This is a genomic window from Ruegeria sp. AK11, assembly GCF_056541095.1.
Genome location: NZ_JBQFXU010000001.1, coordinates 911993 through 937127, shown reverse-complemented (window position 1 = coordinate 937127; position 25135 = coordinate 911993). Strand labels below are relative to the sequence as shown.

Sequence of the window (25135 nt, the reverse complement as noted above, 5' to 3'; positions counted from 1 at the left end):
AAACACTGTGGTGGGTTCGTTTATTCAGAAAAACCTTAAGAATCAAGAAACCGCGCCAGATAAGTGGCGCGGTTTTGCGCATTGGAACGTGGCGCGGACCTATTTCTCGGGGATCAGACCCCTTGGGCTGAATCTGAGAACAATCAACAGGATCAGGCCCATCGTGAACAGGCGCATATGTGCGGCACTATCAATAAGATGTGCCTTCAGCGCGCTGCCATCCGGCAAGCCTGCAGTGATAACACTCATCAACCACAAGCCAATCGGTTCGACCTGAACCCACAAGAACCATATCAGGAACGCACCCAAAACGGCCCCGAAGTTGTTGCCCGAACCGCCAACGATCACCATGACCCAAACCAGGAAGGTAAAGCGCAGCGGATTGTAAGTGCCCGGCGTCAGCTGTCCGTCCAGAGTGGTCATCATCGCGCCTGCGATGCCGCAAATGGCCGACCCTAATACGAAAATCTGCAAGTGGCGACGGGTGACGTCCTTGCCCATCGCTTCGGCTGCAATTTCATTGTCGCGGATTGCGCGCATCATTCGGCCCCACGGGCTTTTCAGCGCCATTTGCGCCATCCAGAGCAGCACCAGAAGAACCAGCATGAACAGCAGCGAATACCCAAGTTTCACCGAGAGGGTGGATGCAGTGACCGGATCCAGCCCCAGCCATTCGGCGCGGGCAAGAAAAGCCGGATCTTGCTGCAAGTCAACTTCATACCCGACAACCGGGGAGGGACGCGGGATGCCATAGACGTTCTTCACGCCGCGGGCCAACCAGTCCTCGTTCTTCATGACGGCGATGATAATCTCGGCGATACCCAGTGTGGCAATTGCCAGATAATCTGACCGCAGCCCTAGCGCGGTTTTGCCAATCAGCCACGCCGCCCCGGCAGCCAGCAGACCTCCGGCAGGCCAGGCCAGCAGAACGGGCAGGTTCAGTCCACCGATGTTACCGGCAATCGCCGGGTCAATGGCCTCGACCGCGGCAACATTGGGGTCGAACACGGCCCGGTAGAGGAAGAAGCCGACGATAAGGACAGTGATTATTGTGAGCGTTTGCACCCGGCCTTTGGGTATTCTTGTTGCCACCAGTACGGCTGCAACAACGGTGGCAGCCCCCAGTAGCAAGGACAGAACGATACCATAACCGCCTGCGCCCCAGGCGCCCGGAGTAGGCTCTGTCGAAACCAGAACCACGGCCAGACCACCCAGCGCGACGAAGCCCATAACCCCTACGTTAAACAGGCCCGCAAAGCCCCACTGCAGGTTCACACCGATCGCCATGATGGCCGAGATCAGCCCCATGTTCAGGATCAGAACGGCAGTGTTCCAACTTTGCGTGAAACCGGTCAGCAGAATCAGACTGCCAACAGCTATGAAAAGCAGAGTGTTTTTGACAGATTCGGTCATACTGCTTTTCCCTTGAACAGGCCCGTGGGCTTAAACAGAAGCACGATCAGCAGGATGACAAAGCTGACAGCGAATTTGTAATCGGTGGACAGGAGCTGGACCAATCCGGACGGCTCCAGGTTTTCGGGGGCCACATAGGTCAGTACTTTTTTCCAGGCATAGGTGATCGTCACCTCGGAAAACGCGATGATGAACCCGCCGGCAATTGCGCCCAGTGGGTTACCAAGGCCACCCACGATGGCCGAAGCGAATATCGGCAGCAGAAGCTGGAAATAGACGAAGGGTTTAAAGCTCTTGTCCAACCCGTAAAGAACACCCGCTGTGGTCGCCAAGGCGGCCACGATGATCCAGGTGATCATCACAACACGTTCAGGGTTGATGCCGGACAAAAGCGCCAGATCCTCGTTGTCGGAATAGGCGCGCATCGATTTCCCGGTTCGTGTTTTATTGAGGAACCAGAACAACAAGGCCACGGCAATAACGGCCACTATCAGTGTAATCCCTTGCGAGGTCTTGATAGCCAGCCCCTCTTGTAGGCCTGTCATGGATTTGAAGTCCCGCGCGGATATCAGGAATCTTGCACCGTCCGAAAACTTTTGGTCATCCGGCCCGATGATAAAGCGCACCAAACCGTTCATGATGAACATTACACCCATTGATACGATCACAAGGATAACCGGCTTGGCCTTTTGTTCGCGGTAAAAGCGGTAGACCAGCCTGTCCGTGACCAACACCAGCAGGATGCAGCCAAGGATGGCAAAGGGCAGGGCGAGCAGGGCAGTCGGCAACGGCCCAAAGCTGACACCAGCGGCCTGTAAGCCCCAAGTGACAAGCACAGCGATCATCGCCCCAAAGGCCATGGTGTCACCATGGGCAAAGTTCGAAAACCGCAGGATGCCGTAGATCAGGGTCACGCCAAGCGCTCCCAATGCCAGCTGGCTGCCATAGGCAATCGCAGGCACGATGACAAAGTTGGCCAGTGTGACCAACGCGTTCAGTAAATCCATGAATTCTTCTCACTGTCCGGGTGCGGCTTTATGGCATGTGTACCATTGGTAATTCAACACACGGCTATGGTTTTCAACGAATTGGGCGAACGTTTTTTGCCAGGGTAACGCGGAACCAGCAAGGCTTGTGAGTTTCCGAGAACCAAACGCGCAGGTGAAGCCGCGCGACTTTTGAGGTCAGCGTGGCCACCCGGCAGTATTGCTTGGATGCAAAGTCACGCCTGAACGTCTTGGCATTTGCCGAAATCTTCGTCGGCATGGGGACCTTTGACAGACAGATCATAGGACATGTCGTCAAGTTGAACCACCAGCGTCATCACGTTCTGACCTTCGATATACATGAACGTCATGCTTCCCACGCCTTTGAGGATCACAGCATCGCCTGCGGCTATTGGGGTTTCAATGTTACCTTTGTCACCGTCCGCGGCACGGCTAAGGCGGATTTCGCTGCCGTCGCGGTCGGAGGTGCACAATAGGTGGCGTTCTTCGGCTACTGCCTGAGTGGCCGAAAATAGGGCAAGCGGCAAAGCGATCCAGAGTTTCATAGTCTGCGGGTCCTTGTCTTCGATTTTGCATTCGCCTTCGAACTGTCGAGCCATTGGTTCAGTAATATGGCCCGACCGGCGTGGATGGCCCGCCTAAAGCTCCATTATGTCACAAATTGAACTTAAGCGTGTTTTTTGCCCTTTGAATCACGCGTGAAAATAACCGATTTGGTCTCGTGAAAGAGCCATTAAAACAAATAAATAATAGTCATGTTTAACGTCCTCAAATTTAACGCACCATTATCCTGACATATTGAAAACACAATCAGACATGGGTTGAGCGATTCAGGTTCAAAGTGACCCGCGCCGGGCCGTTTTGTCTGCCAATCTAGGGCCCCAGATTGTTTTTGTCTCAAGCTGAGCGCACACCACCTCACCTGGCCTCAAGTTCCGGTGAAATAGCTGGTTCAGGTCTATGATACGAAAGGGTTTTTCCTAAGTTCACTTCGTTGAGCTGCGGAAGATGTGATTGTCGAGCGCAGCCAGTACCGAAATATAAGGCTAATCTCGCGAGCGTAATAGCGCGCGAGGGCAGGCATAAGTAACCGAAGGAAGAAACTCATGAGATTTACCGCGCTGATCACGGCTGGCCTGTTGATGCCCACATTCGTACAAGCTGCAATCGACGACCCGCTGAATGGCGCGGATTTTGTCGTCAATTGCCTCTCCGACAAAAACGGGGGATCGGTGACTCTGGCGCGGTCGGGTGAGACGGACAAGGGGTTCATCGTGGCCGAAAACATCAAGGGCGAGGCGCAGATTATTCCCGGTCTGAACTCGCTCACCTTCCTGCATATCATGGATCAGGACGTGGTGACCTTTGTGGTGGATTTCGATAACCTGCACTATGACATGTCGGTCAAAGGTCCACATGCCGCGAATGACTCCGGATATTGTAGCAATCCGGCGGGGTGAGAATTAGGAAGGCGGTTGCACTTAGTTATGCAGTGATTTTCTACACTGTTTTCCTTGAAGCAACGTGTTTCTGCGAACCCACTGCTAGAATGAGGAGGACGGTGCGCACCAAATGGGAGTTTGTGCGCCGTCTCATCCTCAACCGCCCAAGAAACTCTTTCTCACTTCCGGATCAGCCAGCAATTCCTTGCCCGTACCGGTATAGGCGTTTCGCCCCTGAACCAGCACATATCCCTTATCGGCAATCTCCAGTGCCTGGCGGGCGTTTTGTTCAACCATCAGGATCGGCAGGCCGGTGCGTGCGACCTCGATGATGCGGTCAAAAAGCTCATCCATCACGATGGGTGAGACACCTGCGGTGGGCTCGTCCAGCATCAGGACCTTGGGTTGCGTCATCAGCGCGCGACCCACGGCAACCTGTTGGCGCTGACCGCCAGACAGTTCGCCGGCAGGTTGGTTGCGTTTGTCACGCAGAATTGGGAACAGATCATAGACCTGCTCCATCGTGTCCGAGAAATCGTCGTGACGGATAAAGGCACCCATTTCCAGATTTTCCTCGACAGTCATCGAGGTGAAAATGTTCGATGTCTGAGGAACAAAGCCCATACCGCGGATCACGCGATCTTGTGGGGTGAGGCTGGTGATATCCTCGCCGTCTAGACGTACAGAGCCGGCGCGCACATCCAGCATCCCAAACACGGCCTTCATCGCCGTTGACTTGCCCGCACCGTTGGGGCCGACGATAACGGCGATCTCACCCTTGTCCACGGCAATGGTGCAGTCATGCAGGATATCCGGGCCTTTGCCATAACCGCCGGTCATGGTGTCGCCGATCAGAAACGGGCCGCCTTCAACGCGATGAGTCGTCCCGCTTTTACGATGGGCAGGCGTCATTGTTCCGATACCTTGCGTGTTGGTAATCGATGCGTCCTTGTTGCCCTTGTCGTCCTGATAGGGGTTGTCGCTCATGCCAGCGGTCATGTCTGGGCCTCCAGCTTGTCTTTGTTTTTGAGGCCGGTGCCAAGATAGGCTTCGATCACGTGCTCGTTTGCCTTGATCTCATCCAGAGTACCCTCGGCCAAAACCTTACCCTCGGCCATGCAGATGACCGGGTCGCAGATCTTGCCGATGAAATCCATGTCGTGCTCGATGACAACAAACGTATAACCACGCTCTTTGTTCAGGCGCAGGATCGTATCAGCGATGGTCATCAGCAGGGTGCGGTTCACGCCTGCTCCGACCTCGTCCAGAAATACGATCTTGGCGTCCACCATCATGGTACGACCAAGTTCCAGCAGTTTCTTTTGACCGCCCGAAACCTGACCGGCCTTGTGATCGGCCAGATGTTCGATGGTCAAAAACTCCAGCACCTCGTCTGCCTTGGCTTTCAACGCGCGCTCTTCATCAGCGATGCGCTTGCGTCCGAACCAGGTATTCCACAGCGCCTCACCCGATTGCGCACCGGGCACCATCATCAGGTTTTCGCGGCAGGTCATCGACGAGAATTCATGCGCGATCTGGAACGTGCGCAGCAAACCTTTGTGAAACAGCTCATGCGGAGGCAGGCCAGTGATATCTTCACCATCCATAACCACCTTTCCGCTGGTCGGAGGCAAAACACCGGCGATCACGTTGAACAGAGTGGTTTTTCCGGCCCCGTTGGGCCCGATCAGGCCGGTGATCGACCCTTTTTGGATTTCCAGCGACGCCCCGTCCACCGCGTGAAACCCGCCGAAATGCTTATGCACGTCCTCGACGACGATCATGGTATCCCCTTGCCTTGTCCCCGTGAAACGAGGTGCAGCCTTTTGTCATTGAAACAGCCCGGACACAAGGCCCGGGCTGTCTGATTTTATAGCTTGATATGCGGGATCAACGGAAGTTGACGGTCTTGTTTTCGCCGTCGGTCACTTCGATCTCGCGGTACGACCCTGCGCTTTCGCCGGGGCCGATCAACTCGACACCGGACGCGCCGACATAGTCGATGTCCTGACCGGCGGCCAGCAGTTCCAGACCTTTGGCCAGTTCACCCGGATAGATCTTTTCACCCGGCGCATTGGCGACGTCCATAACTTTGCCCGCGTAATCTGCCGGGTTGGTCGAACCGGCGGCTTGCATGGCGAACATGAACAGCGCTGCCGCGTCATAGGATTCGGGCGAATAGGGCGACGACCCGTCAAACCCGGCTGCTTCAGCCAGTGCAAAGTACTTTTCTGCACCTTCACCACCCGACCCGGCGATCTGACCGAACGAGCCGTTCAGGTCGGGGCCGACATTTGCGGGCAGCGAGTCGCCAATCATGCCACCGGGCAGACCAAAGGTGTCAAACGCACCGCTGTCCAGCGACGACTGGATGATGCCCAGACCACCCTGGTCCAGATAACCCGCGACAACCAGAATGTCGCCACCGGCCGAGGCCAGCGCGCCAACTTCAGCCGAATAGTCGGCCTTGCCGTCTTCATGCGCCGTAACGATGGTCACTTCGCCGCCAACCGCTTCGAAGGACGTCTGGATCGCATCGGCCAGACCTTTGCCATAGTCGTTGTTGGTATAGGTCAGCGCGATCGAGTTGATGCCACGATCCTTGAGGATATCAGCCATAACCTGACCTTCGCGAGCATCCGACGGCGCGGTGCGGAAGAACAGGCCGTTGTCCTCCATGGTCGACAGGCCGGGCGAGGTCGCCGAAGGCGAGATCATGACCATGCCGTTTGGAATGGCAACGTTTTGCAGGATCGCGCCGGTAACACCCGAACAGTCGCCGCCGATGATGCCTGCAACGCCGTCAGCGATCATACGCTCGCCGTTCGAGGTGGACAGACCATTGTCGATACAGCCGGTATCAGCACGTACACCAGCCACGCTGGCACCGTTCATGAACTTACCGGATTCGTTGACTTCGGCGATTGCCAGTTCCGCGCCCGATCCCATGGCAGGGGCCAGCGATTCAATCGGGCCGGTAAAGCCGATCAAAATCCCCAGTTTGACATCTTCGGCCATGGCTGCGCCGGCCAGCAATGCAGTTGCTGCAGTTGCAGTAAGCAGCTTTTTCATATGGTTACTCCCAGTTGTGAACGTATTCGTTCTGGCGACGACCCTAGGCAAGCTGTTCGGAAAAGAAAAGTCCTAACGCAAACCTGTCTTTTTCGTTTGAAATCCTATCTGTTTTGGTGGGACTCACCCCTGATTGTCACCGAAAGGGACCAGAATGCTTAGAACGGCGATGATTCTGTCTTTCTCACTCTGCGCCTTGAATGCCGCGGCCCAAACGTTGTCGGTTTCAGCCGGGATGGTCCAGCTTGAAGAAATGGTCGGCGGGCTGGAGACCCCATGGGCGGTTGGCATTTTGCCCGATGAAAGCTTCCTCGTCACGGAACGGGATGGAAGGTTGCTGTATGTGCGAAATGGACAAGTTGGGGATGTTTCAGGCGTTCCAAAGGTTGCGGCTCTGGGGCAGGGCGGATTGCTGGACGTCACGATTTCGCGCAATTTCAATCAAAGCCGAGAGGTCTTTCTGACCTTCGCAAAACCTCAGGGCGACGGTGCAGGGACTGCGGTTGCGGTTGCGCACCTGTCCGAGACTGGCAAAAACCTTCAGAACTTCCGAGTAATTTTCGAGGCATCGCCAGGTGGTACGGGTGGTCGGCATTTTGGCAGCCGTGTGGTCGAAGCGCCGGACGGTACATTGTTCGTGACCTTGGGCGAACGGGGACAGGCGGAGAATGCACAGGATCGGTCCAATCCCATGGGCTCGGTCATTCGCATCAATCGCGATGGGACAGTTCCGGCGGATAACCCCTTTGTCGGGCAATCGAATATCGAACCCGAAATATGGTCTTACGGCCATCGAAATCCGCAGGGCGCGGACTTGGACGCGCTTGGCCGACTTTGGACCTCGGAACACGGGGCGCGGGGTGGAGATGAAATCAACCAACCCCGCGCAGGCCGGAATTATGGTTGGCCCGTCATCTCCTATGGCACGCATTATTCAGGTGAAAAAATCGGTGAAGGTACAGCCAAAGAGGGGCTGGAACAGCCAGCTCACTACTGGGATCCTTCCATCGCGCCGTCCGGCCTGCTGGTTTATTCCGGCAAGCTCTGGCCGCAATGGGCAGGTGATGTTTTCGTAGGATCTTTGAAATTTGACTATATCGCCCGACTTCAGGGCGATCCATTGCATGAAGCCGAACAGATCAGAAGCCCTGAAACCGAGCGCGTCCGCGATATCGTCGAAGCGCCAGACGGGTCGATCTGGTTTATTTCGGTTGGAAAGGGGGCAGTTTACAGAATATCTCCGGCGGAGTGACCTTACACCGATAGCCGCCCGCTTTGCGCTCCGCGTTCGCGATAGGGCGTGGTGTTGTAATGCGCGCGGTAGCATTTTGAGAAATGGCTAGGCGAGGCAAAGCCGCATGCCAGGGCTACGTTGATGACGCTCATATCCGTTTGCATCAGCAGGTTCCGTGCCTTGTGCAAGCGAAGCTCCATATAGTACCGCTTGGGCGAGCGGCTGAGGTAGCGCCGGAACAGACGCTCAAGCTGGCGGGTCGACATGCCGACTTCCTTGGCCAGAATCGAAGGTGAGATCGGCTCTTCTATGTTCTTTTCCATCATCAGTATGACCTGACTCAGCTTGGGGTGACGTACGCCAATCCGTGTCGGAGTAGATAGGCGCTGCGTGTCCTGATCTGTCCGGATAGACGAATAGATCATCTGATCCGCCACCGCATTTGCCAGGTCTTCGCCGAAATCGTCCGCAATCAACTTGAGCATCAGATCGATAGACGAGGTCCCTCCAGCCGTCGTCATACGACTGCCGTCAATCTGAAAGACTGCTTTCGTCAACTCGACCTCATCGAATTCTTCGATGAAACTGTCTGAGTTTTCCCAATGTATCGTTGCGCGCTTGTTGTCCAGCAGGCCGGCCTTGGCCAATGTATAAGCAGCCGTGCACAGACCGCCGATCCGTAATCCGCGCCGTGCCTCGCGCCGCAACCAGTTCAAAATGCGTTTGGTGGTCGCGGCTTGAACGTCAACGCCCCCGCAAATCAGAACGACATCGTCGCGTTGCAGTTCGTCCAGGTCACGATCCAGTTTGAATTCGGTTCCGGCTGAACATGAAATCGAATCTCCACCTTCACCTGAAAGCGTCCATGTATAAAGTTGTTTGTCGGCCATGCGGTTTGCGATGCGCAGGCTGTCGAGCGCCGACGCAAAAGACAGCAGCGAAAACTTGTCCAAAAGGACAAAAACGAAATGACGGGGCATGGCCCCAGCATTTTCCACCGTGACTGCTTGGCGTTGCACTTGCATGACAAAATGTCCTTAATTCTGCGCGGGAAAACCTGGTATCCGGCGACGTATTTGGCAGTCACCATGATCAAAGCTTGTTTGCGGCGTCAAGAGGCGCAAATGGGATATGGTCACTCTTCATTGCTTTTTGTATAGAGGCGACCTGAACACTTCAGCGGAGATCAAAGCTATGACCGAATGGCAAAAGTCGAACTGGCGCAACAAGCCCCGGGTTCAGATGCCAGACTATACCGACGCGGCCGCATTGGCCAAGGTCGAGGCCCAGCTTTCGCAGTATCCCCCGCTGGTCTTTGCCGGTGAAGCGCGGCGCCTCAAGCAACATCTTGGTGCCGCCGGTCGCGGCGAGGCCTTCCTGCTTCAGGGCGGGGATTGTGCTGAAAGCTTTGAACAATTCAGCGCCGATGCGATCCGTGACACCTTCAAGGTGATGCTGCAAATGGCGATGGTTCTGACCTACGGTGCCAAGGTGCCCGTGGTAAAGGTCGGTCGCATGGCCGGTCAATTTGCAAAGCCGCGCAGCGCCCCGACAGAGGTTGTGAATGGTGTAGAACTGCCCAGCTACCGGGGTGACATCATCAACGAACTGGCGTTCACGCCCGAAGCGCGGATTCCGAATCCCGGAAAGATGTTGCAGGCCTACACGCAGGCGGCGGCCACGTTGAACCTGCTGCGTGCCTTCTCAACCGGTGGCTTCGCCGACATGAGCCGTGTTCATTCGTGGACGCTGGGCTTTACCGACGAACAGGACGTTCAGAAGTATTCCGAAGTTGCGGACCGCATTCAGGACACCATCGACTTCATGGAAGCGGCTGGTATCACGGCAGACACGACGCACGAATTCTCGACCGTTGAATTCTACACCAGTCACGAAGGTCTGTTACTGGAATATGAAGAGGCGCTGACCCGTCTGGATTCGACCTCGGGCAACTGGCTGGCCGGGTCTGGCCACATGATCTGGATCGGCGACCGTACACGCCAACCTGACGGCGCACATGTCGAGTTCTGTCGTGGCGTTCTGAACCCGATCGGATTGAAATGTGGTCCGACGACGACGGCAGAAGATCTCAAGGTTCTCATGTCGAAGCTGAACCCTGAAAATGAAGAGGGCCGTCTGACCCTGATCGCGCGCTTTGGTGCAGGCAAGGCGGGTGAACACCTTCCGCGTCTGGTCAAGGCCGTGAAGGAAGAAGGCGCCAAGGTTACTTGGGTGTGCGACCCGATGCACGGCAATACGATCAAATCGGCCACGGGCTACAAAACCCGCCCGTTCGATTCTGTCCTGCGTGAGGTGCGCGATTTCTTTGGTGTGCATCAATCCGAGGGCACGATCCCTGGCGGTGTCCATTTCGAGATGACCGGTCTCGACGTTACCGAATGCACCGGTGGTGTGCGGGCCGTGACAGAAGAGGATCTGTCAGATCGCTACCACACAGCTTGCGACCCGCGCCTGAACGCGTCTCAGTCGCTGGAACTGGCGTTCCTGGTGGCGGAAGAACTGACCAACCTGCGCCGCAACGGATCAAAACGCGCCGCAAGTTAAGCGTTCGAAAAGAAAGAAAAACAGCGGGCCACCGGTCCGCTGTTTTTTGTTCCGGTTGTTCAGACTGGTTCAGTCATCGCGCGACACGACCAGACGAAGGTGCTTGGCCGCGCGTTTGAAATCCGTTTGGTCTTCGGCAAAACCGTCAACGGATTGAGGCACAGCAGGAGTTGGTATCTGAATTTCCGAAAATGACTTGATCCGCGTATCAGAAATCGAAAATCGGCGTGGGGTTTTACCAATCGCACCATCCGCGACCATGACGCCCAGAACCCGGCTGACGTCGCCCAGATCGCTTTTGAGCGGCAAAAGGATCATGCAGGCCTGCATCCGGGTACGTCCCAGTATCCCGCTCGAATCCAACCCCAGTTCGGCAACGGCGGGTGCTGCGAAAACCTGCTCCAGAACGTCCTTAAGACTGGCGCGGTCATCAGGTTGAAAAAAGGCCGTCACAGGCATGCCGCGAACCTCCATCCCCGCAAGCGCGTTCAAGTGGCTTCCGGCAAGGCGAAACCGGGCCAGGCCGGGCGCGATCCGTTCAAGAATGAAAGTATATTCAAGTATGTTTTCCAGTCCACGCGGGTCGACCTGAGACCGCATCGGAACACCGTCACCGCTCAGCAATGCAGTCCAATACGCCTCGGCCTGGCGGATCGGCGTAAGGCTGCGCCCACTGTCAAAGCGATCCATTGCGACGATCTTTCCAAATTCTGACCCGGAACCAGTCCCGAAAAAGGTTTTCATTTTCTTCACCCTTACGTCAATTGGCCGCCATTTTCATAAAATGCAACACAACCGGAGCATTTGTGGCCTGCAAGCCATTACCAGGGGTAGTTTGACTCGGGTTTATTCAATTTTGGAGCAATTCTTTAACGAATGGTTAACTTACGCCAAACAAATGCGGCCTCAGCAAACTCTTGCTCTGCACCGGCCAATCGCATTAGGTGCAGCACACATCCAAATGGGTAAGGTCACAGGAAAGGACAGTCATGATCAGATCCATGACCGGGTTTGCCTCGGGGAAGGGGGAATACGGACCGCACAGCTGGACGTGGGAGTTGCGCAGTGTTAACGGCAAAGGCCTTGATATGCGCCTGCGCGTCCCTGATTGGCTGACCGGGCTTGAGGTGGCCCTTCGGGCCGCGCTGTCAAAATCCCTGAGCCGTGGGAATGTGACCCTGTCAATGCGTCTGACCCGCGAGGACTCTGCCTCGGAACTGGCATTGAACGAGGTCGCTATGGCCGCTGCCCTGAGCGCTTTGGAACAAACACACAAGATGGCAGCTGCGCGCGGTATTGCTCTGGAACCGGCGCGCGCCTCGGACCTTTTGGCACTCAAAGGCATGTTGGATGCAACCGCAGATGCGGATGATCCAGCGCCACTGGTGGCGTGCCTGACCGAAGATTTCAAAGACCTGTTGGCCGCTTTTGTCGATATGCGCCAGGCCGAGGGCGAAGCGTTGGCTGCCGTGCTGAACACTCAGCTGGATCAGGTTGCGGCGCTGACAGAACAGGCAGCCGATCTGGCCTTGCATCGTAAGGACAAGATGGCCGCGACACTGCGGGACAATCTGACACAGGTACTGGACAACGCGCAGGGCGCGGACCCGGATCGCGTTGCGCAGGAACTGGCTTTGATCGCGGTCAAAGCCGACATTACCGAAGAGATCGACCGCCTGTCTGCACATGTGGCCGCAGCAAGAGAGCTGCTTGGGCAGGAAGGGGCTGTCGGACGCAAGCTTGATTTCCTGATGCAAGAGTTCAACCGCGAAACCAACACGCTATGCTCCAAGGCTCAGAGTACGGAGCTGACGGCTGTCGGGCTGGAACTGAAGGCGGTGATCGATCAGATGCGCGAACAAGTGCAAAACGTAGAATAAAGATGGGAACGAATGATATGGCGGATCGCCGAGGCCTTTTAATCATCCTGTCTTCCCCGTCCGGGGCAGGCAAATCCACCCTGGCAAAGCGGTTGATGGACTGGGACAAGGACCTTGAGTTTTCGGTTTCGGCCACAACCCGTGCCCCGCGTCCGGGGGAAGAAGATGGGCGGGACTACTATTTTCTTTCTGAAGACGAGTTCAAGCAGAAGGTCGCCGATGGCCAGATGCTGGAACATGCGCATGTCTTCGGTAACTTCTACGGCTCACCCGCTGATCCCGTTCGCAGTTCGATCCACGCAGGCAAGGACGTGCTGTTCGACGTGGACTGGCAAGGCGAGGTTCAGATCCGCAACTCGGATCTGGGTAAGCATGCGTTGTCGATCTTCATCCTGCCGCCTTCGATCCCCGAACTGCGCCGCCGTCTGGAATCACGTGGGCAAGATAGCGATGAAGTTATCGCACGGCGGATGCTCAAAAGCTGGGATGAGATCAGCCATTGGGGCTATTACGATTATGTCCTGATCAATGACGATCTTGAGGCGACCGAAAAGAAGCTGAAGACCATTGTCAGCGCCGAACGGATGCGCCGTATTCAACAGCCAAATCTGCAACAACACGTGCGCAAGCTTCAAAACGAATTCGAGGGGCTGTCATGACGATCTACGCTTTAGGTGAGCACATGCCCGAAATTCACGAGGACACGTGGGTTGCGCCCGATGCCAACCTGATCGGCAAGGTCGTGCTGGAACAGGGCGCCTCGGTTTGGTTCGGCTGCACGATACGCGCAGATCACGAGGAAATCCGCGTCGGTGCAGGCAGCAACGTTCAGGAAAACTGCGTCATGCATATCGATGCCGGGTATCCTTTGTCGATTGGTCCGAATTGCACCATCGGACACAAAGTGATGCTGCACGGGTGTACGATCGGAGAAAATACTCTGATCGGAATGGGCGCGATTGTTCTGAATGGTGCCCGGATCGGCCGGAATTGCCTGATCGGGGCAGGGGCCCTGATCACGGAAGGCAAGGAGATTCCGGATAATTCCCTTGTGATGGGGGCTCCGGGCAAAGTGGTGCGCCAGCTGGACGAGGTCGCAGCAAAACGGATTACCCTAAGCGCGCTGCACTATCAGGAAAACATGCGCAGGTTTCGTGACACCCTGAGAGCTGCTCAATAAGGCGCGTGGATTGATCGGGGTTTGAAGCATGTCAGATGACCTTCTTGATGGATTTGTCCAGGCCATCCCTATGCCCGCGCTGATGGTGGATCAGACCGAACGGATCGTTGCCGCCAATACGGATGCGAAAACCCTTTTGGGGCAGAATATCGTGGGGCGGCATTTTGCGACCATCCTGCGGCAGCCACAGGTTCTTGAAGCAATTGAACAAAGCCTTCAATCGAAGGGAACCAAGACGGCACGTCATCTTTCCAATGATGGTGCACAGGACACGACATTTGATGTGCAATGCCGGTATATGAACGGGGTCGGAGCCGTGTCGGGCGGGGCCGTTCTGGCCACTTTTCAAGATGTCACGCATCTGGAACAGGCAAGTCAGATGCGCCGCGACTTTGTTGCCAATGTCAGTCACGAATTGCGGACGCCTTTGACGGCACTGATGGGCTTCATTGAAACCTTGCGTGGCCCTGCGCGCAACGATCCGGCTGCACGTGACCGGTTCTTGCAAATCATGGCCGATGAAGCCAACAGGATGAACCGGCTGGTTGGCGATCTTTTGTCCCTGAACCGCGTGGAAAGCGAAGAAAGAGTTCGACCAAATCAACAGCTGGAGCTGACAGGGCTGCTGCAATCCACCCTGAACTCGTTGCGCCCCCTGGCGGAAGAGGCGGGCGTGACGCTGACGCTTGACGCACAGGACGGCCCGCTTTCCGTGACCGGAGACAGCGATCAGTTACGGCAGGTATTCACCAACCTGATCGAAAACGGAATAAAATACGGTGCCAGCGGTGGTAGCGTCACAGTCAGCGTTCTGTCATCAGAGCGTGACTCGGCCATGCGTGGGCCTGGGGTGCGGGTGAAGGTCATCGACAAGGGGCCAGGAATTGATTCCGTGCATCTGCCACGTCTGACCGAGCGATTCTATCGCGCCGACAACCACAGGTCCCGCCAGTTGGGTGGAACGGGGCTGGGGCTGGCCATCGTCAAGCACATCGTCAATCGCCACCGCGGACGGTTGCGCGTGGAAAGTGAGTTGGGAAAAGGTTCCGTGTTTACGGTCATCTTACCACGGTAGCCCTTCCCGCATTACCACCCTACGAAATCTGCCTCGTTACGATTTTCTGACTCGAAATCTCAGGATATTCGAGAGTTGTCATAAAAGCGTTACACACTTGTCACAAAAGGCTTACGCACGACCCCTAGGGGTGCACGCAGGATCATCATGGGGGTGATCAATCATACCTTTTCAAGGAGACTGAAATGTCCTTTGTGAAACTGTCGGCTTCTGCGCTGGCAATCGCCGCCGTCTCGGCAACCACCGCTGCTGCCCGTGACAACGTTCAGGTTGCCGGTTCGTCGACCGTTCTGCCATATGCCTCGATCGTTGCGGAACTGTTTGGTGAGAACACCGATTTCCCGACCCCGGTTGTTGAATCGGGCGGTTCGTCAGCTGGTCTGAAGCGTTTCTGTGAAGGTGTTGGTGAAAACACCATCGACATTGCAAACGCATCGCGCGCGATCCGTGAAAAAGAAATCAAAGCCTGCGCCGAAAACGGTGTGACTGACATCATGGAAGTCCGCATCGGTTATGATGGTATCGTTTTTGCAAGCCAGCAGACCGGTCCTGCCTTCACCGCTTTTGAACCTGCCGACATCTTTAACGCTTTGGGCGCAAAAGTTCTGAAAGACGGTGAAGTGGTTGATAATCCTTACACTACTTGGGCCGAATTCAACCCTGAACTGCCTGATGTAGAAATCGCTGGCTTTATTCCGGGCACCAAACACGGCACCCGTGAAGTGTTCGAAGAAAAAGTTCTGCTGATCGGTTGTGAAGCGACCGGCGCGATGGAAGCCATGATTGCTGGCGGTATGAGCGAAGACGACGCAGAAGATGCATGTCTGGCCGTTCGTACCGACGGGAAAGCGGTCGACATTGATGGTGACTACACCGAAACGCTGGCGCGTATCGACACCAACCCCAATGGCATCGGCATCTTCGGCCTGGCGTTCTACGAGAACAACACCGATAAGCTGAAAGTGGCAACCATGTCGGGTATCGCTCCTTCGACCGAAACCATCTCGACCGGTGAATATCCGGTTTCGCGCCCGCTGTTCTTCTACGTGAAGAAAGCCCATATCGGCGTGATCCCCGGCCTGAAAGAATATGCCCAGTTCTTTACCCACGACGAAATCGCAGGCGCTTCGGGTCCTCTGGCAAACTATGGTCTGGTTGCGGACCCTGAGCTGGCAAAAACTCAGGATGCAATCGCCAACGAAGTAACCATGGGTTCGGGCAGCTAATCCCGCCTTTGGTTCGAAATACCGGGGGCGGCATTTCTGTCGCCCCCACATTTTTCAGCTTTCCCGGCCAAGACCAAATGGGGGTTTCATGCCGATAGTATGGCTCGTTCTGATCGTGCTAGCGATTGCTTCAGTCGGTTACGTGTTGGGGCGCTCACGCGCCCTGCAAAGCGCCACAGGAGATATCCGGGCTTTGCACTCGCTGCCGTCGTATTATGGCGCAAATGTCGCTCTCAAGACGATCGTACCCGCATTCGGCCTTATGATCCTCTGGTTGCTGGTACAACCGCTTTACGTGAACTCTCAGGTTTCTGAAACGATCTCGGGTTCTGCCATCCAAGACGGCTCGTCCCTAAATCTGGTCATGGCCGAGGTCCGTCGCACCGCGTACGGTCTGGATAACGCGGTTGCCGCCGGGCAGATACCCGAGGAACTGGCGCGCAACGCGCGCGCGGATGTAATCGACATGACCCAGCGTCTGAAGGATGCCGGGCAGGTGGTGACGTCGGATATCACGCAACCTGTGCTGCGCGCGGCGCAAAGTTATCGGATCATGAATGCGACCGGCTATTCGGTCATGACTGTCGCCGTCATACTGACGGCACTCGCCGGTGCTGCAGCCAGCTGGTTTCAAACTCACGCAGAATACCGCGCGCGTAATGTGGTCGAGCAGGGCGTGCGTTTTCTGTTGCTGGCGGCCGCATCCATCGCAATTCTGACCACTGTCGGGATCGTCCTGTCTCTGGTTTTCAATACTTGGGAATTCTTCAAGCTCTACCCTGCTACCGATTTCTTTTTCGGCACGACATGGGCCCCCAGTTTTTCGGGACGCGGCGGGTCGTCTGAGCTTGGTATTATTCCCTTGTTGTGGGGGACATTCTATATCTCTATCGTTGCGCTGCTGGTGGCCGTCCCGATCGGGTTGTTCGCCGCGATTTACCTCAGCGAATACGCCTCCCCCCGTGTCCGCGCCGTAGCAAAACCGCTGCTCGAGATTCTGGCCGGTATCCCGACCATCGTTTACGGCCTTTTTGCGCTGCTGACCGTTGGTCCGCTTTTGCTTGGCCTGTTCGGGGATGAGGGGCTTGGCTGGATGAAAGCTGGCACGGCAGTCATGACCGCTGGGTTGGTCATGGGCATCATGCTGATCCCGTTTGTGTCCTCTTTGTCCGATGACATCATCAATGCGGTGCCGCAGGCCATGCGTGACGGTTCTTACGGATTGGGCGCAACGCAATCGGAAACCATCCGTCAGGTCGTTCTGCCAGCTGCGCTTCCGGGTATCGTGGGGGCGATCCTGCTGGCCGCATCGCGCGCCATCGGTGAGACTATGATCGTGGTCCTTGGGGCAGGGGCGGCAGCACGGCTGAGCCTGAACCCGTTTGAAGCCATGACGACGGTAACCGCAAAAATCGTGAGCCAGCTAACCGGAGACGCGGATTTCGCATCGCCCGAGGCGCTTGTGGCCTTTGCACTGGGCATGACCCTTTTCACCCTCACGCTTGGGCTGAACATCTTTGCCCTCTACATCGTGCGTAAGTATCGGGAGCAATACGAATGACCGACGCCAGTATGCAAAGTCCTGAAACAGGTCATCGCTCTGTCTCGCTGACTGTAGCGGATGCACATACCAAAAAACGCGCAAATGCAGAGAAACGATTTCGGGCCTACGGGATTGTCGCTATTGCAACGGGCCTGTTCTTCCTGATCGTTCTGTTCGCCTCAATCCTGTCGCAGGGTATTCCGGCCTTTCAGCGCACTGTTGTCAGCGTGGATTTCACCTTGTCCGCTGCGCAGCGAGACGAGGCGGAAGGTACGTTGTTCAAGACCAAGGCCTATTCCAACCTGTTCATCGCTCAGCTGAGCAAGGAACTGGAAGACCAAGGGATCAGCGTTGATTTCGACGAAGAGGCGATCGAACGTCTTCTTGGTAAAATCGGCGGTACAATCCGAACTTACTATGCCGATAACCCCGGCAAGCTGGGTGATCCGGTCAAGTTTGATCTGGCCGCCTCCAGCCGGGTCGACGGGTATTTCAAAGGCCGCGTGTCCCGTGACTCCTTGCAGGACAGCCGGTTTCTACAGCTAAGCGATCTGGATCTGGTTGATGCGCTGGAACAGGCGGGCATCATCAAGCAGGCTTTCAACTGGCCGTTCATCACCGGCGCGGATTCTGGCGTTGACAACCCGGGCGGTGCCGGCATCGGCGCCTCGGTCATTGGGTCGTTTTTCATGATGCTGGTGGTTTTGGGCCTGTCGCTGCCCATTGGTGTGGCAGCGTCGATCTATCTTGAAGAATTCGCTCCACAGAACAGGTTCACCGACCTGATTGAAGTGAACATCTCGAACCTTGCAGCCGTGCCGTCGATTGTGTTCGGTATTCTGGGTCTGGCCGTGTTCATCCAGTTCATGCACCTGCCACAATCGGCGCCGCTGGTTGGAGGTCTGGTTCTGACCCTCATGACATTGCCGACGATCATCATCTCGACCCGCGCCTCGCTGAAAGCGGTTCCGCCGTCGATCCGTGATGCAGCGTTGGGGGTAGGGGCCTCGAAAATGCAGGCTGTGTTCCACCACGTACTGCCTTTGGCCGCACCAGGCATTCTGACCGGCACCATCATCGGTCTGGCACAAGCCTTGGGTGAAACTGCGCCGTTGTTGCTGATCGGCATGGTAGGCTTTGTGGCGCGGGGATATCCCGACGGGTTCCTTGCCGGCTTTACCGAGCCGAACTCGGCAATGCCCGCCCAGATTTACACTTGGGCCGCACGCGCTGATGTCGGGTTCTACGAAAAGGCCTGGGGCGGAATCATCATCCTTTTGATGTTCCTGCTGACCATGAATATCATCGCTATCATCCTGCGCCGCCGCTTTGAACGCCGCTGGTAATTGGGGGCAATAATGAACGACATGACACGAGTGGAGAGAACCGTGGACTCCAAAGACATCAAGATCAACGCGAAGAAGGTTCAGGTTTATTACGGTGATACCCACGCCATCAAGGACGTGAGTGTTGAGATCGAAGACAAGACCGTCACGGCCTTTATCGGCCCTTCGGGTTGTGGAAAATCGACCTTCCTGCGGTGTCTGAACCGGATGAACGACACCATCGATATCTGCCGTGTCGAAGGTGATATCCTGTTGGACGGCGAAGACATTTATGACAAGCGGGTCGACCCCGTTCAGTTGCGCGCCAAAGTCGGCATGGTGTTCCAAAAACCGAACCCGTTCCCCAAGTCGATCTACGACAACGTGGCCTATGGTCCGCGCATCCACGGCTTGGCCAAGAATAAGGCGGAACTGGATGAGATCGTTGAGAAATCCCTGCGTCGAGGCGCAATCTGGGATGAGGTCAAGGACCGTCTGGATGCGCCTGGCACGGGTTTGTCAGGGGGGCAACAGCAACGTTTGTGTATCGCGCGCGCCGTGGCAACCGAACCGGAGGTCCTGTTGATGGACGAGCCGTGCTCGGCGCTGGACCCGATTGCAACCGCACAGGTCGAAGAGTTGATCGACGAATTGCGTTCCCGATATTCGGTTGTGATCGTCACACACTCGATGCAGCAGGCCGCGCGCGTCAGTCAGAAAACGGCCTTTTTCCACCTGGGTAATCTGGTGGAATTCGGTGAAACCGGTCAGATTTTTACCAATCCGGTCGATCCGCGCACGGAAAGCTACATTACAGGCCGTATCGGCTAAGCACAGGTATCAAACAATGAGCGAACAACATATTGCATCTGCTTTTGACCGCGACCTCGAAACAATCCAGGCGCATATCATGAAGATGGGCGGTCTGGTTGAGGCCGCTATCATGGGCGCGGCGCGCTCGCTTGAAAGCCGTGACGTTGAGCTGGCCCAGGAAATACGACAAGGTGACAAGGCCATCGACGCGTTGGAAGACCTGATCGACGAGGAAACCGCGCGTCTGATTGCATTGCGCGCGCCCACGGCCAGTGACCTACGACTGGTTCTTTCGGTCCTGAAAGTATCCGGTAATCTCGAGCGGATTGGCGATTACGCGAAGAACATCGCCAAGCGTACGACCGTTCTGGCTAATGCAGGCGAGATCAGCGGCAGCGCAGCTGCCTTGCGCCGCATGGCGCGCGAGGTTGAACGTATGCTGCGCGACGCGTTGGACGCCTATATTCAACGCGACGCGGAACTGGCCACCGACGTCATCAACCGCGATGAAGAGGTCGACCAGATGTATAACGGCCTGTTCCGCGAATTCCTGACCTTCATGGCTGAAGATCCGCGCAATATTTCGGCCTGTATGCACCTGCATTTCATCGCCAAGAACATCGAGCGTATGGGCGACCATGTAACCTCGATTGCCGAGCAGGTGGTGTATCTGGTTACAGGCGACCGCCCGACCGAGGCTCGGCCCAAGGCCGATATAACGTCGCAAACAGCGTAGGAGAGGCTTGAGATGTCCGCAGATCAACCGACGGTTCTGGTGGTCGAGGATGAGTTGGCCCAACGCGAGGTGCTGGCCTACAACCTTGAAGCCGAAGGTTTTCGCGTCTCAAAGGCGGCCAACGGTGACGAAGCTATGCTGCTGGTCGACGAAGACTGCCCGGATATCATTGTTCTGGACTGGATGATGCCCAACCTAAGCGGGATTGAGGTTTGCCGCCGGCTCAAAAGCCGTCCGGACACACGCTCGATCCCGATAATCATGCTGTCGGCCCGATCAGAAGAGGTAGACAAGGTTCGCGGGCTGGAAACTGGTGCCGACGATTATGTGGTCAAACCATATTCGATCGTCGAACTGATGGCGCGTGTCCGAACACAACTGCGCCGCGTCCGACCGGCAACTGTTGGCTTGCGACTGGAGTACGATGACATCATTCTGGATTCGGAAACCCACAAGGTCAGCCGTGACAGCAAGCCCTTGAAACTGGGTCCAACCGAATTCCGGCTTCTTAGCACGTTCATGGAAAAGCCGGGCAGGGTCTGGAGCCGTGAACAATTGCTGGATAGGGTCTGGGGACGCGACATCTATGTCGATACGCGTACCGTTGATGTACACATTGGACGACTGCGCAAAGCCTTAACGCAACATGGCGGGGATGATCCGGTTCGCACAGTCCGCGGTGCCGGTTACGCGTTGGGATAATTCGCATCAGACCTGTGTTGATCGCATTGGTCTGATGGCTGATTGCAATGGAATCTGAGTATATCTCGGTTATTTCCTATTAGCGTGTAATTGGTATTATGGTAATAATGCAATACTTGTAATACAGAACGCAAGCCAACACATTGATAACACTGTAACGAACCTGCCCGGAATACGCATGGAGCTTGAGAACAAAACTGTCGTTGTCACCGGCGCTGCCCAAGGTATTGGTCGTGGTCTTGCAGAACGGTTTTCCCAAGAAGGTGCACGTGTAATCTGCTCGGATGTCGATATCGCTGGCGCAAATTTGGTCGCAAAGCAAATTGGTGGTCAGGCGTATCCCTGCGACGTTTCCAGCGAAGCGCAGATCAAGGCTCTGATTGATTTTGTTGAAGAAACTGTCGGTCCAATTGACCTGTTTTGCGCAAATGCCGGAATTCTGACGCTTGGCGGTCTCGATGTTGCGGACGAAGATTGGGATCGGATCTGGAAGATTAACGTCATGTCCCATGTCTGGACCGCCCGCCATCTGGTTCCACGCATGGTTCGTCGCGGCGGCGGATATATAATGATAACTGCTTCTGCGGCAGGTTTGCTGAACCAACCTGGTGCAGCCCCATATGGGGTTACCAAACACGCCGCTGTAGGATTTGCCGAATGGCTTTCGCTGACATACGGCGCTGAAGGATTGAAAGTTTCGGTCCTGTGTCCGCAGGCTGTGCGTTCGAAAATGACCGAAGGCCATGAAATCTCAGTAGCTTCGATTGATGGAATGCTCGAGCCGAGCGACGTGGCTGAATCCTGCGTGCAAGCTATTCGAAATGAACGGTTTTTGGTTCTACCTCATCCACAAGTTGCTGATTATTTGCAGTTCAAAGCGGCTGATTATGATCGGTGGCTTGTTGGAATGCAGAAGTTAAATCAGAGATTTAGCGACAGCAGTTAAGATTGCGCGCGAACTCTGCGCATCAATCCTTCCTGTGCGACAGATGCAACAAGGGTACCGTCCTCGGAATAGATCGATCCACGGTTAAAGCTGCGTCCCTGCCCCGTCCACGGCGAATCCATCACGTAAAGATGCCAATTCTGAAAACTCACCGGGGCGTGAAACCATAGCGCGTGGTCCAGACTTGCGCCGTTGAACTCTCCGCTAAACCAGCTCAGCCCGTGTGGCCGCAATCCAGAGGACATCAGGTTCATATCAGACGCATAAGCCAGCAGTAAGTGCTGCGTTCTGGTGTCGACCGAAGCAGCAGCGGGCATACGGAACCAAGTCTGGTTTCGATCATCAGAGACTTTCGGTGTGAATGGGTCCAGATGATCGACTTCACGGACCTCGATCGGGCGCTCGCGCAGCAATTCACCCCTCAACCTTTCCGGAACACGTTCAACGTATGTTTTACGCAATTCAGATCGGGACGGGTATGCTTCCGGTGCGTTCACGACGGGCATCGGATGCTGATGGTCCCAGCCTTCATCTTGGACATGAAACGATGCAGACATGTTCAGGATTTGCTTTCCGTGCTGAATCGCAACCACGCGGCGGGTTGTGAAAGAACCTCCGTCTCGGGCTCGATCAACTTGATAAATAACGGGTTTCTCCGGATCGCCCGGGCGAATGAAATAGGCGTGCAGCGAATGGCATAACCGTTCTTCAACAGTCCGATACGCCGCAGCCAGCGCCTGCGCGATGACCTGTCCGCCAAAGATGCGTGTGGGCGTTTCACCGCCCGACCCTGTCCCGCGAAACAGATCGACCTCAAGACGTTCAATATCCAGAAGATCCAGTAAGATACGTTCCGCTTCGGTCATCGTCTGCTCGCAAGTTGTGTCGTCCGGCACCGGGTATCAGTACAGAGGAAATCATTCAATCATGGCCGCATGAACCAGTGCCTTGAGTTCGGCGCGGGATGGGTACGAACTTGAGGGGGAAAGTTGGGTAAAGAAAATCGCCGTCAGGTCATTCTGCCAGTCAATCCAGAAATAAGTCGAGGCCATGCCACCCCAGCTGAAATCTCCGATTGAGCCGGGAACTTTTACCAGACCGGGGTTCAGGACGACGGCTCCGGCCAGCCCAAAGCCCATTCCGTCCATCGGTTGCTCTGCAAAACTCTGCGGACCCATTGACGCAATGTCGCCGGGAAGGTGATTGCGCATCATGAAATCGACTGTTTTCGGACCAAGTATGCGGCACCCGTTCCCGGCCCCCCGATTTCGAAGCATGTCCGCAAATTTGGCATAATCATCGATTGTCGAGATCAGACCGCCACCGCCGGAAAAGGTCGTCGTGTTTTCGAACGGGGATCCTATGTGGGAATCGAACAGTCGCAGGCTTTCGCTACCGTGATCCGCGGAATTCAGCGCCATCGCGTCGCCAGCCAATGGGGTATAGAGCGATGCGAAACGATCCCCTGCCCCAGCGGGTGCGGAAAAACCTGTTTCGCGCATGTCCAGCGGCTCAAGGATTTCGCTTCGAAAGAACTGCTCCAATGACTGGCCCGAGACCACCTCGATCACTCGACCCAGCACGTCAATCCCGACCGAGTATTCCCAGCGTGCACCGGGTCGGAACGCCAGTGGCAGCCCTGCCAGATCGCGCACAAGGTGTTCCAGAAGTCCCTGATTAGGTTTGAAAATAAGGTCCTGTTCATCCATCGCTTGGGGCAAAAGCCCGGAGTTGAACGGATAGCTTAGCCCACTGGTATGCGTCAGTAACTGATGCAGAGTGGGAGGCGGTGCAGCCTCGGTCTGATCCAGTCTCTCCGCCCCCGGGACCAGCGCGTGCATATCTTTGAATTCAGGCAGAAACTCAGACACAGGCACGTTCAGGTGAACAAGCCCGCGTTCGACCAATGTCATCAACGCGACCGATGTGACCGGTTTGGTCATGGAATAAATGCGCACCAACGTGTCCCGTTGGAAGGGCCGGCCAGTCTCCAGGCTGCTGAGACCACAGGCATGAAAAAAGGCCTCATTCCCTTTTTGGCGCAGCAAAAAGGATGATCCAGCATATTTGCGCTGCTCAACATAGCTCTCCATCCAATGGCTAAGCCGATCCAGCCGGGTTTGATCAAACATGGATTGCCTGTGGGACATTCGCGAGCTTCCGTGAGGTTCTGAATTGCGACTGTTTAAGCTTGTGACCTGAAATAACAGCAAAAAGCTGCGTGTTGCAGAGAAATTCGTGAACAGACTTCATCAGCGTGTCTCACAATGAAATGTTAGACTGATTTCGACGCAGATTCGCCTGAAGTTCAATGAACAAGATTTCAAGGGACCGAAACGGAGGAACCCTATGACGCAGACCATAGACTTCATTTACGATTTTTGCAGCCCGAACGCGTTTCTCGCCCATAAGATCCTTCCCCAACTTGCCGAGCGCCATAACGCAAGCATTACATATGTGCCTGTCCTTCTACCTGCGGTGTTCAAGGCGACGCATAACCAAAGCCCGTTTCAGGCATACTCCGAAAACCGCCAGAAAACGGCCTATTTGACGCATGATCTGCATAGGTTTGCCCGCCGTCGTGGGCTGAGCTTTCATATGAGCCCGCATTTTCCGATCAATACCAAACTTGCCATGCGCGGTGCGTGCTTTGCCAATGGAAAACCTTGGGAAGTCAAATATATAAACGCGATTTTTGATGCAATTTGGGTGCATGGTCAGAAGGCGGACGAGATCGGTGTCTTAACGGATATCCTGCATGAAAACGACTTGCCCGTTCGCAAAATTCGCGAAGCCATGTCGAGCCCAGACGTTAAACTGAAACTAAAAGAGATAACCAAGTCGTCGGTTCGGCGAGGTGTGTTTGGGGTTCCCAGCATGTTCACCGGGGCTGAGCTGTTTTTTGGAAAGAACAGTCTGCCAAATCTTGAAGTTGAACTTTCAAGGCAAGATAGTGACATAAAAACAGCTTGATAG

25 protein-coding genes are annotated in these 25135 nt (G+C 55.6%); 15 read left to right on the top strand and 10 right to left on the bottom strand.

Annotated elements, in window-relative coordinates; all coding sequences use genetic code 11:
* Positions 1 to 99 precede the first annotated feature (99 nt).
* The 3 genes from ACR0D9_RS04745 to ACR0D9_RS04735 all read right to left on the bottom strand — a co-directional run bounded on the left by ACR0D9_RS04745 (position 100) and on the right by ACR0D9_RS04735 (position 2965).
* Positions 100 to 1413 (bottom strand): branched-chain amino acid ABC transporter permease, encoded by a 1314-nt coding sequence (locus ACR0D9_RS04745; protein ID WP_480480904.1) that lies wholly within the window; start codon positions 1411 to 1413, stop codon positions 100 to 102.
* Positions 1410 to 2420 carry a branched-chain amino acid ABC transporter permease gene (locus tag ACR0D9_RS04740; protein ID WP_267366195.1) on the bottom strand — a complete coding sequence of 337 codons (1011 nt, stop codon included), beginning with the start codon at positions 2418 to 2420 and terminating at the stop codon, positions 1410 to 1412. The genes ACR0D9_RS04745 and ACR0D9_RS04740 overlap by 4 nt, the downstream gene beginning before the upstream one ends.
* A gap of 215 nt (positions 2421 to 2635) precedes the next feature.
* Complete coding sequence (locus tag ACR0D9_RS04735; protein ID WP_480480907.1) at positions 2636 to 2965, bottom strand: hypothetical protein; 330 nt, start codon at positions 2963 to 2965, stop codon at positions 2636 to 2638.
* A 561-nt stretch (positions 2966 to 3526) separates the two neighbouring features.
* Here ACR0D9_RS04735 and ACR0D9_RS04730 point away from each other — a divergent pair.
* Positions 3527 to 3880 (top strand): hypothetical protein, encoded by a 354-nt coding sequence (locus ACR0D9_RS04730; RefSeq protein WP_480480909.1) that lies wholly within the window; start codon positions 3527 to 3529, stop codon positions 3878 to 3880.
* Positions 3881 to 4018: 138 nt separating this feature from the next.
* Here ACR0D9_RS04730 and ACR0D9_RS04725 read toward each other — a convergent pair whose 3' ends face one another.
* From ACR0D9_RS04725 to ACR0D9_RS04715, 3 genes are all read right to left on the bottom strand, one after another.
* Entirely contained in the window at positions 4019 to 4849 is an 831-nt protein-coding gene (locus ACR0D9_RS04725; RefSeq protein ID WP_267366696.1) for an ABC transporter ATP-binding protein, read from the bottom strand.
* A gap of 8 nt (positions 4850 to 4857) precedes the next feature.
* A complete protein-coding gene (locus tag ACR0D9_RS04720; protein ID WP_209596275.1) occupies positions 4858 to 5646 on the bottom strand; it encodes an ABC transporter ATP-binding protein in 789 nt (262 codons plus the stop codon).
* A 106-nt stretch (positions 5647 to 5752) separates the two neighbouring features.
* On the bottom strand, positions 5753 to 6934 hold the full coding sequence (locus ACR0D9_RS04715; protein ID WP_209503916.1) for an ABC transporter substrate-binding protein: 1182 nt from the start codon (positions 6932 to 6934) through the stop codon (positions 5753 to 5755).
* 154 nt (positions 6935 to 7088) lie between these two features.
* Between ACR0D9_RS04715 and ACR0D9_RS04710 the strand changes: the two genes are divergently transcribed.
* Positions 7089 to 8186 (top strand): PQQ-dependent sugar dehydrogenase, encoded by a 1098-nt coding sequence (locus ACR0D9_RS04710; RefSeq protein ID WP_480537878.1) that lies wholly within the window; start codon positions 7089 to 7091, stop codon positions 8184 to 8186.
* A 2-nt stretch (positions 8187 to 8188) separates the two neighbouring features.
* Here the strand turns inward: ACR0D9_RS04710 and ACR0D9_RS04705 are convergent, their stop codons facing one another.
* The gene (locus ACR0D9_RS04705) at positions 8189 to 9193 is read right to left on the bottom strand and encodes a GlxA family transcriptional regulator (RefSeq protein WP_209503918.1); all 1005 of its coding nucleotides are present in this window, start codon (positions 9191 to 9193) and stop codon (positions 8189 to 8191) included.
* 169 nt (positions 9194 to 9362) lie between these two features.
* Here ACR0D9_RS04705 and ACR0D9_RS04700 point away from each other — a divergent pair, with 169 nt between their 5' ends.
* Positions 9363 to 10733, top strand: a complete 1371-nt coding sequence (locus tag ACR0D9_RS04700; RefSeq protein ID WP_480480917.1) for a class II 3-deoxy-7-phosphoheptulonate synthase — start codon at positions 9363 to 9365, stop codon at positions 10731 to 10733.
* Positions 10734 to 10802: 69 nt separating this feature from the next.
* Here ACR0D9_RS04700 and ACR0D9_RS04695 read toward each other — a convergent pair whose 3' ends face one another.
* Positions 10803 to 11477: a PAS domain-containing protein gene (locus ACR0D9_RS04695; RefSeq protein WP_480537875.1), complete on the bottom strand. Its 675-nt coding sequence runs from the start codon at positions 11475 to 11477 to the stop codon at positions 10803 to 10805.
* 245 nt (positions 11478 to 11722) lie between these two features.
* Between ACR0D9_RS04695 and ACR0D9_RS04690 the strand changes: the two genes are divergently transcribed.
* The 11 genes from ACR0D9_RS04690 (at position 11723) to ACR0D9_RS04640 (ending at position 22159) form a co-directional block, all read left to right on the top strand.
* The gene (locus ACR0D9_RS04690) at positions 11723 to 12613 is read left to right on the top strand and encodes a YicC/YloC family endoribonuclease (protein WP_480537873.1); all 891 of its coding nucleotides are present in this window, start codon (positions 11723 to 11725) and stop codon (positions 12611 to 12613) included.
* Positions 12614 to 12630: 17 nt separating this feature from the next.
* Positions 12631 to 13272 (top strand): guanylate kinase, encoded by a 642-nt coding sequence (gmk, locus tag ACR0D9_RS04685; protein ID WP_209503922.1) that lies wholly within the window; start codon positions 12631 to 12633, stop codon positions 13270 to 13272.
* Positions 13269 to 13793: a gamma carbonic anhydrase family protein gene (locus ACR0D9_RS04680; protein ID WP_480537871.1), complete on the top strand. Its 525-nt coding sequence runs from the start codon at positions 13269 to 13271 to the stop codon at positions 13791 to 13793. Before gmk ends, ACR0D9_RS04680 begins: the two co-directional genes overlap by 4 nt.
* A 28-nt stretch (positions 13794 to 13821) precedes the next feature.
* On the top strand, positions 13822 to 14868 hold the full coding sequence (locus ACR0D9_RS04675; protein ID WP_480537869.1) for an ATP-binding protein: 1047 nt from the start codon (positions 13822 to 13824) through the stop codon (positions 14866 to 14868).
* A 185-nt stretch (positions 14869 to 15053) separates the two neighbouring features.
* Positions 15054 to 16094: a substrate-binding domain-containing protein gene (locus ACR0D9_RS04670; RefSeq protein ID WP_209503925.1), complete on the top strand. Its 1041-nt coding sequence runs from the start codon at positions 15054 to 15056 to the stop codon at positions 16092 to 16094.
* 88 nt (positions 16095 to 16182) lie between these two features.
* Positions 16183 to 17655, top strand: a complete 1473-nt coding sequence (gene pstC / locus ACR0D9_RS04665; protein WP_480485633.1) for a phosphate ABC transporter permease subunit PstC — start codon at positions 16183 to 16185, stop codon at positions 17653 to 17655.
* Entirely contained in the window at positions 17652 to 18983 is a 1332-nt protein-coding gene (gene pstA / locus ACR0D9_RS04660) for a phosphate ABC transporter permease PstA (protein ID WP_480480929.1), read from the top strand. Before pstC ends, pstA begins: the two co-directional genes overlap by 4 nt.
* A gap of 12 nt (positions 18984 to 18995) precedes the next feature.
* Entirely contained in the window at positions 18996 to 19793 is a 798-nt protein-coding gene (gene pstB, locus ACR0D9_RS04655; RefSeq protein WP_480480931.1) for a phosphate ABC transporter ATP-binding protein PstB, read from the top strand.
* Between the two features lie 16 nt (positions 19794 to 19809).
* Complete coding sequence (phoU, locus tag ACR0D9_RS04650) at positions 19810 to 20511, top strand: phosphate signaling complex protein PhoU (protein ID WP_480480933.1); 702 nt, start codon at positions 19810 to 19812, stop codon at positions 20509 to 20511.
* A 12-nt stretch (positions 20512 to 20523) separates the two neighbouring features.
* Positions 20524 to 21213: a phosphate regulon transcriptional regulator PhoB gene (gene phoB, locus ACR0D9_RS04645; protein ID WP_480480935.1), complete on the top strand. Its 690-nt coding sequence runs from the start codon at positions 20524 to 20526 to the stop codon at positions 21211 to 21213.
* 178 nt (positions 21214 to 21391) lie between these two features.
* Positions 21392 to 22159 (top strand): SDR family oxidoreductase, encoded by a 768-nt coding sequence (locus tag ACR0D9_RS04640; protein WP_480485637.1) that lies wholly within the window; start codon positions 21392 to 21394, stop codon positions 22157 to 22159.
* On the opposite strand, the gene ACR0D9_RS04635 is transcribed toward ACR0D9_RS04640, so the two are convergent.
* Positions 22156 to 23025: an acyl-CoA thioesterase gene (locus tag ACR0D9_RS04635; RefSeq protein ID WP_480485639.1), complete on the bottom strand. Its 870-nt coding sequence runs from the start codon at positions 23023 to 23025 to the stop codon at positions 22156 to 22158. The two genes, ACR0D9_RS04640 and ACR0D9_RS04635, sit on opposite strands and share 4 nt — an antisense overlap.
* A gap of 51 nt (positions 23026 to 23076) precedes the next feature.
* A complete protein-coding gene (locus ACR0D9_RS04630; protein WP_480537867.1) occupies positions 23077 to 24291 on the bottom strand; it encodes a serine hydrolase domain-containing protein in 1215 nt (404 codons plus the stop codon).
* Between the two features lie 217 nt (positions 24292 to 24508).
* Between ACR0D9_RS04630 and ACR0D9_RS04625 the strand changes: the two genes are divergently transcribed.
* Positions 24509 to 25132 (top strand): DsbA family protein, encoded by a 624-nt coding sequence (locus ACR0D9_RS04625; protein WP_480537865.1) that lies wholly within the window; start codon positions 24509 to 24511, stop codon positions 25130 to 25132.
* Positions 25133 to 25135: the final 3 nt, after the last annotated feature.

Coding starts and splice junctions, on each gene's coding strand:
- ACR0D9_RS04745 (WP_480480904.1), bottom strand. CDS start 1,413: ATGACCGAATCTGTCAAAAACACTCTGCTTTTCATAGCTGTTGGCAGT.
- ACR0D9_RS04740 (WP_267366195.1), bottom strand. CDS start 2,420: ATGGATTTACTGAACGCGTTGGTCACACTGGCCAACTTTGTCATCGTG.
- ACR0D9_RS04735 (WP_480480907.1), bottom strand. CDS start 2,965: ATGAAACTCTGGATCGCTTTGCCGCTTGCCCTATTTTCGGCCACTCAG.
- ACR0D9_RS04730 (WP_480480909.1), top strand. CDS start 3,527: ATGAGATTTACCGCGCTGATCACGGCTGGCCTGTTGATGCCCACATTC.
- ACR0D9_RS04725 (WP_267366696.1), bottom strand. CDS start 4,849: ATGAGCGACAACCCCTATCAGGACGACAAGGGCAACAAGGACGCATCG.
- ACR0D9_RS04720 (WP_209596275.1), bottom strand. CDS start 5,646: ATGATCGTCGTCGAGGACGTGCATAAGCATTTCGGCGGGTTTCACGCG.
- ACR0D9_RS04715 (WP_209503916.1), bottom strand. CDS start 6,934: ATGAAAAAGCTGCTTACTGCAACTGCAGCAACTGCATTGCTGGCCGGC.
- ACR0D9_RS04710 (WP_480537878.1), top strand. CDS start 7,089: ATGCTTAGAACGGCGATGATTCTGTCTTTCTCACTCTGCGCCTTGAAT.
- ACR0D9_RS04705 (WP_209503918.1), bottom strand. CDS start 9,193: ATGCAAGTGCAACGCCAAGCAGTCACGGTGGAAAATGCTGGGGCCATG.
- ACR0D9_RS04700 (WP_480480917.1), top strand. CDS start 9,363: ATGACCGAATGGCAAAAGTCGAACTGGCGCAACAAGCCCCGGGTTCAG.
- ACR0D9_RS04695 (WP_480537875.1), bottom strand. CDS start 11,477: ATGAAAACCTTTTTCGGGACTGGTTCCGGGTCAGAATTTGGAAAGATC.
- ACR0D9_RS04690 (WP_480537873.1), top strand. CDS start 11,723: ATGATCAGATCCATGACCGGGTTTGCCTCGGGGAAGGGGGAATACGGA.
- gmk (WP_209503922.1), top strand. CDS start 12,631: ATGGCGGATCGCCGAGGCCTTTTAATCATCCTGTCTTCCCCGTCCGGG.
- ACR0D9_RS04680 (WP_480537871.1), top strand. CDS start 13,269: ATGACGATCTACGCTTTAGGTGAGCACATGCCCGAAATTCACGAGGAC.
- ACR0D9_RS04675 (WP_480537869.1), top strand. CDS start 13,822: ATGTCAGATGACCTTCTTGATGGATTTGTCCAGGCCATCCCTATGCCC.
- ACR0D9_RS04670 (WP_209503925.1), top strand. CDS start 15,054: ATGTCCTTTGTGAAACTGTCGGCTTCTGCGCTGGCAATCGCCGCCGTC.
- pstC (WP_480485633.1), top strand. CDS start 16,183: ATGCCGATAGTATGGCTCGTTCTGATCGTGCTAGCGATTGCTTCAGTC.
- pstA (WP_480480929.1), top strand. CDS start 17,652: ATGACCGACGCCAGTATGCAAAGTCCTGAAACAGGTCATCGCTCTGTC.
- pstB (WP_480480931.1), top strand. CDS start 18,996: ATGAACGACATGACACGAGTGGAGAGAACCGTGGACTCCAAAGACATC.
- phoU (WP_480480933.1), top strand. CDS start 19,810: ATGAGCGAACAACATATTGCATCTGCTTTTGACCGCGACCTCGAAACA.
- phoB (WP_480480935.1), top strand. CDS start 20,524: ATGTCCGCAGATCAACCGACGGTTCTGGTGGTCGAGGATGAGTTGGCC.
- ACR0D9_RS04640 (WP_480485637.1), top strand. CDS start 21,392: ATGGAGCTTGAGAACAAAACTGTCGTTGTCACCGGCGCTGCCCAAGGT.
- ACR0D9_RS04635 (WP_480485639.1), bottom strand. CDS start 23,025: ATGACCGAAGCGGAACGTATCTTACTGGATCTTCTGGATATTGAACGT.
- ACR0D9_RS04630 (WP_480537867.1), bottom strand. CDS start 24,291: ATGTTTGATCAAACCCGGCTGGATCGGCTTAGCCATTGGATGGAGAGC.
- ACR0D9_RS04625 (WP_480537865.1), top strand. CDS start 24,509: ATGACGCAGACCATAGACTTCATTTACGATTTTTGCAGCCCGAACGCG.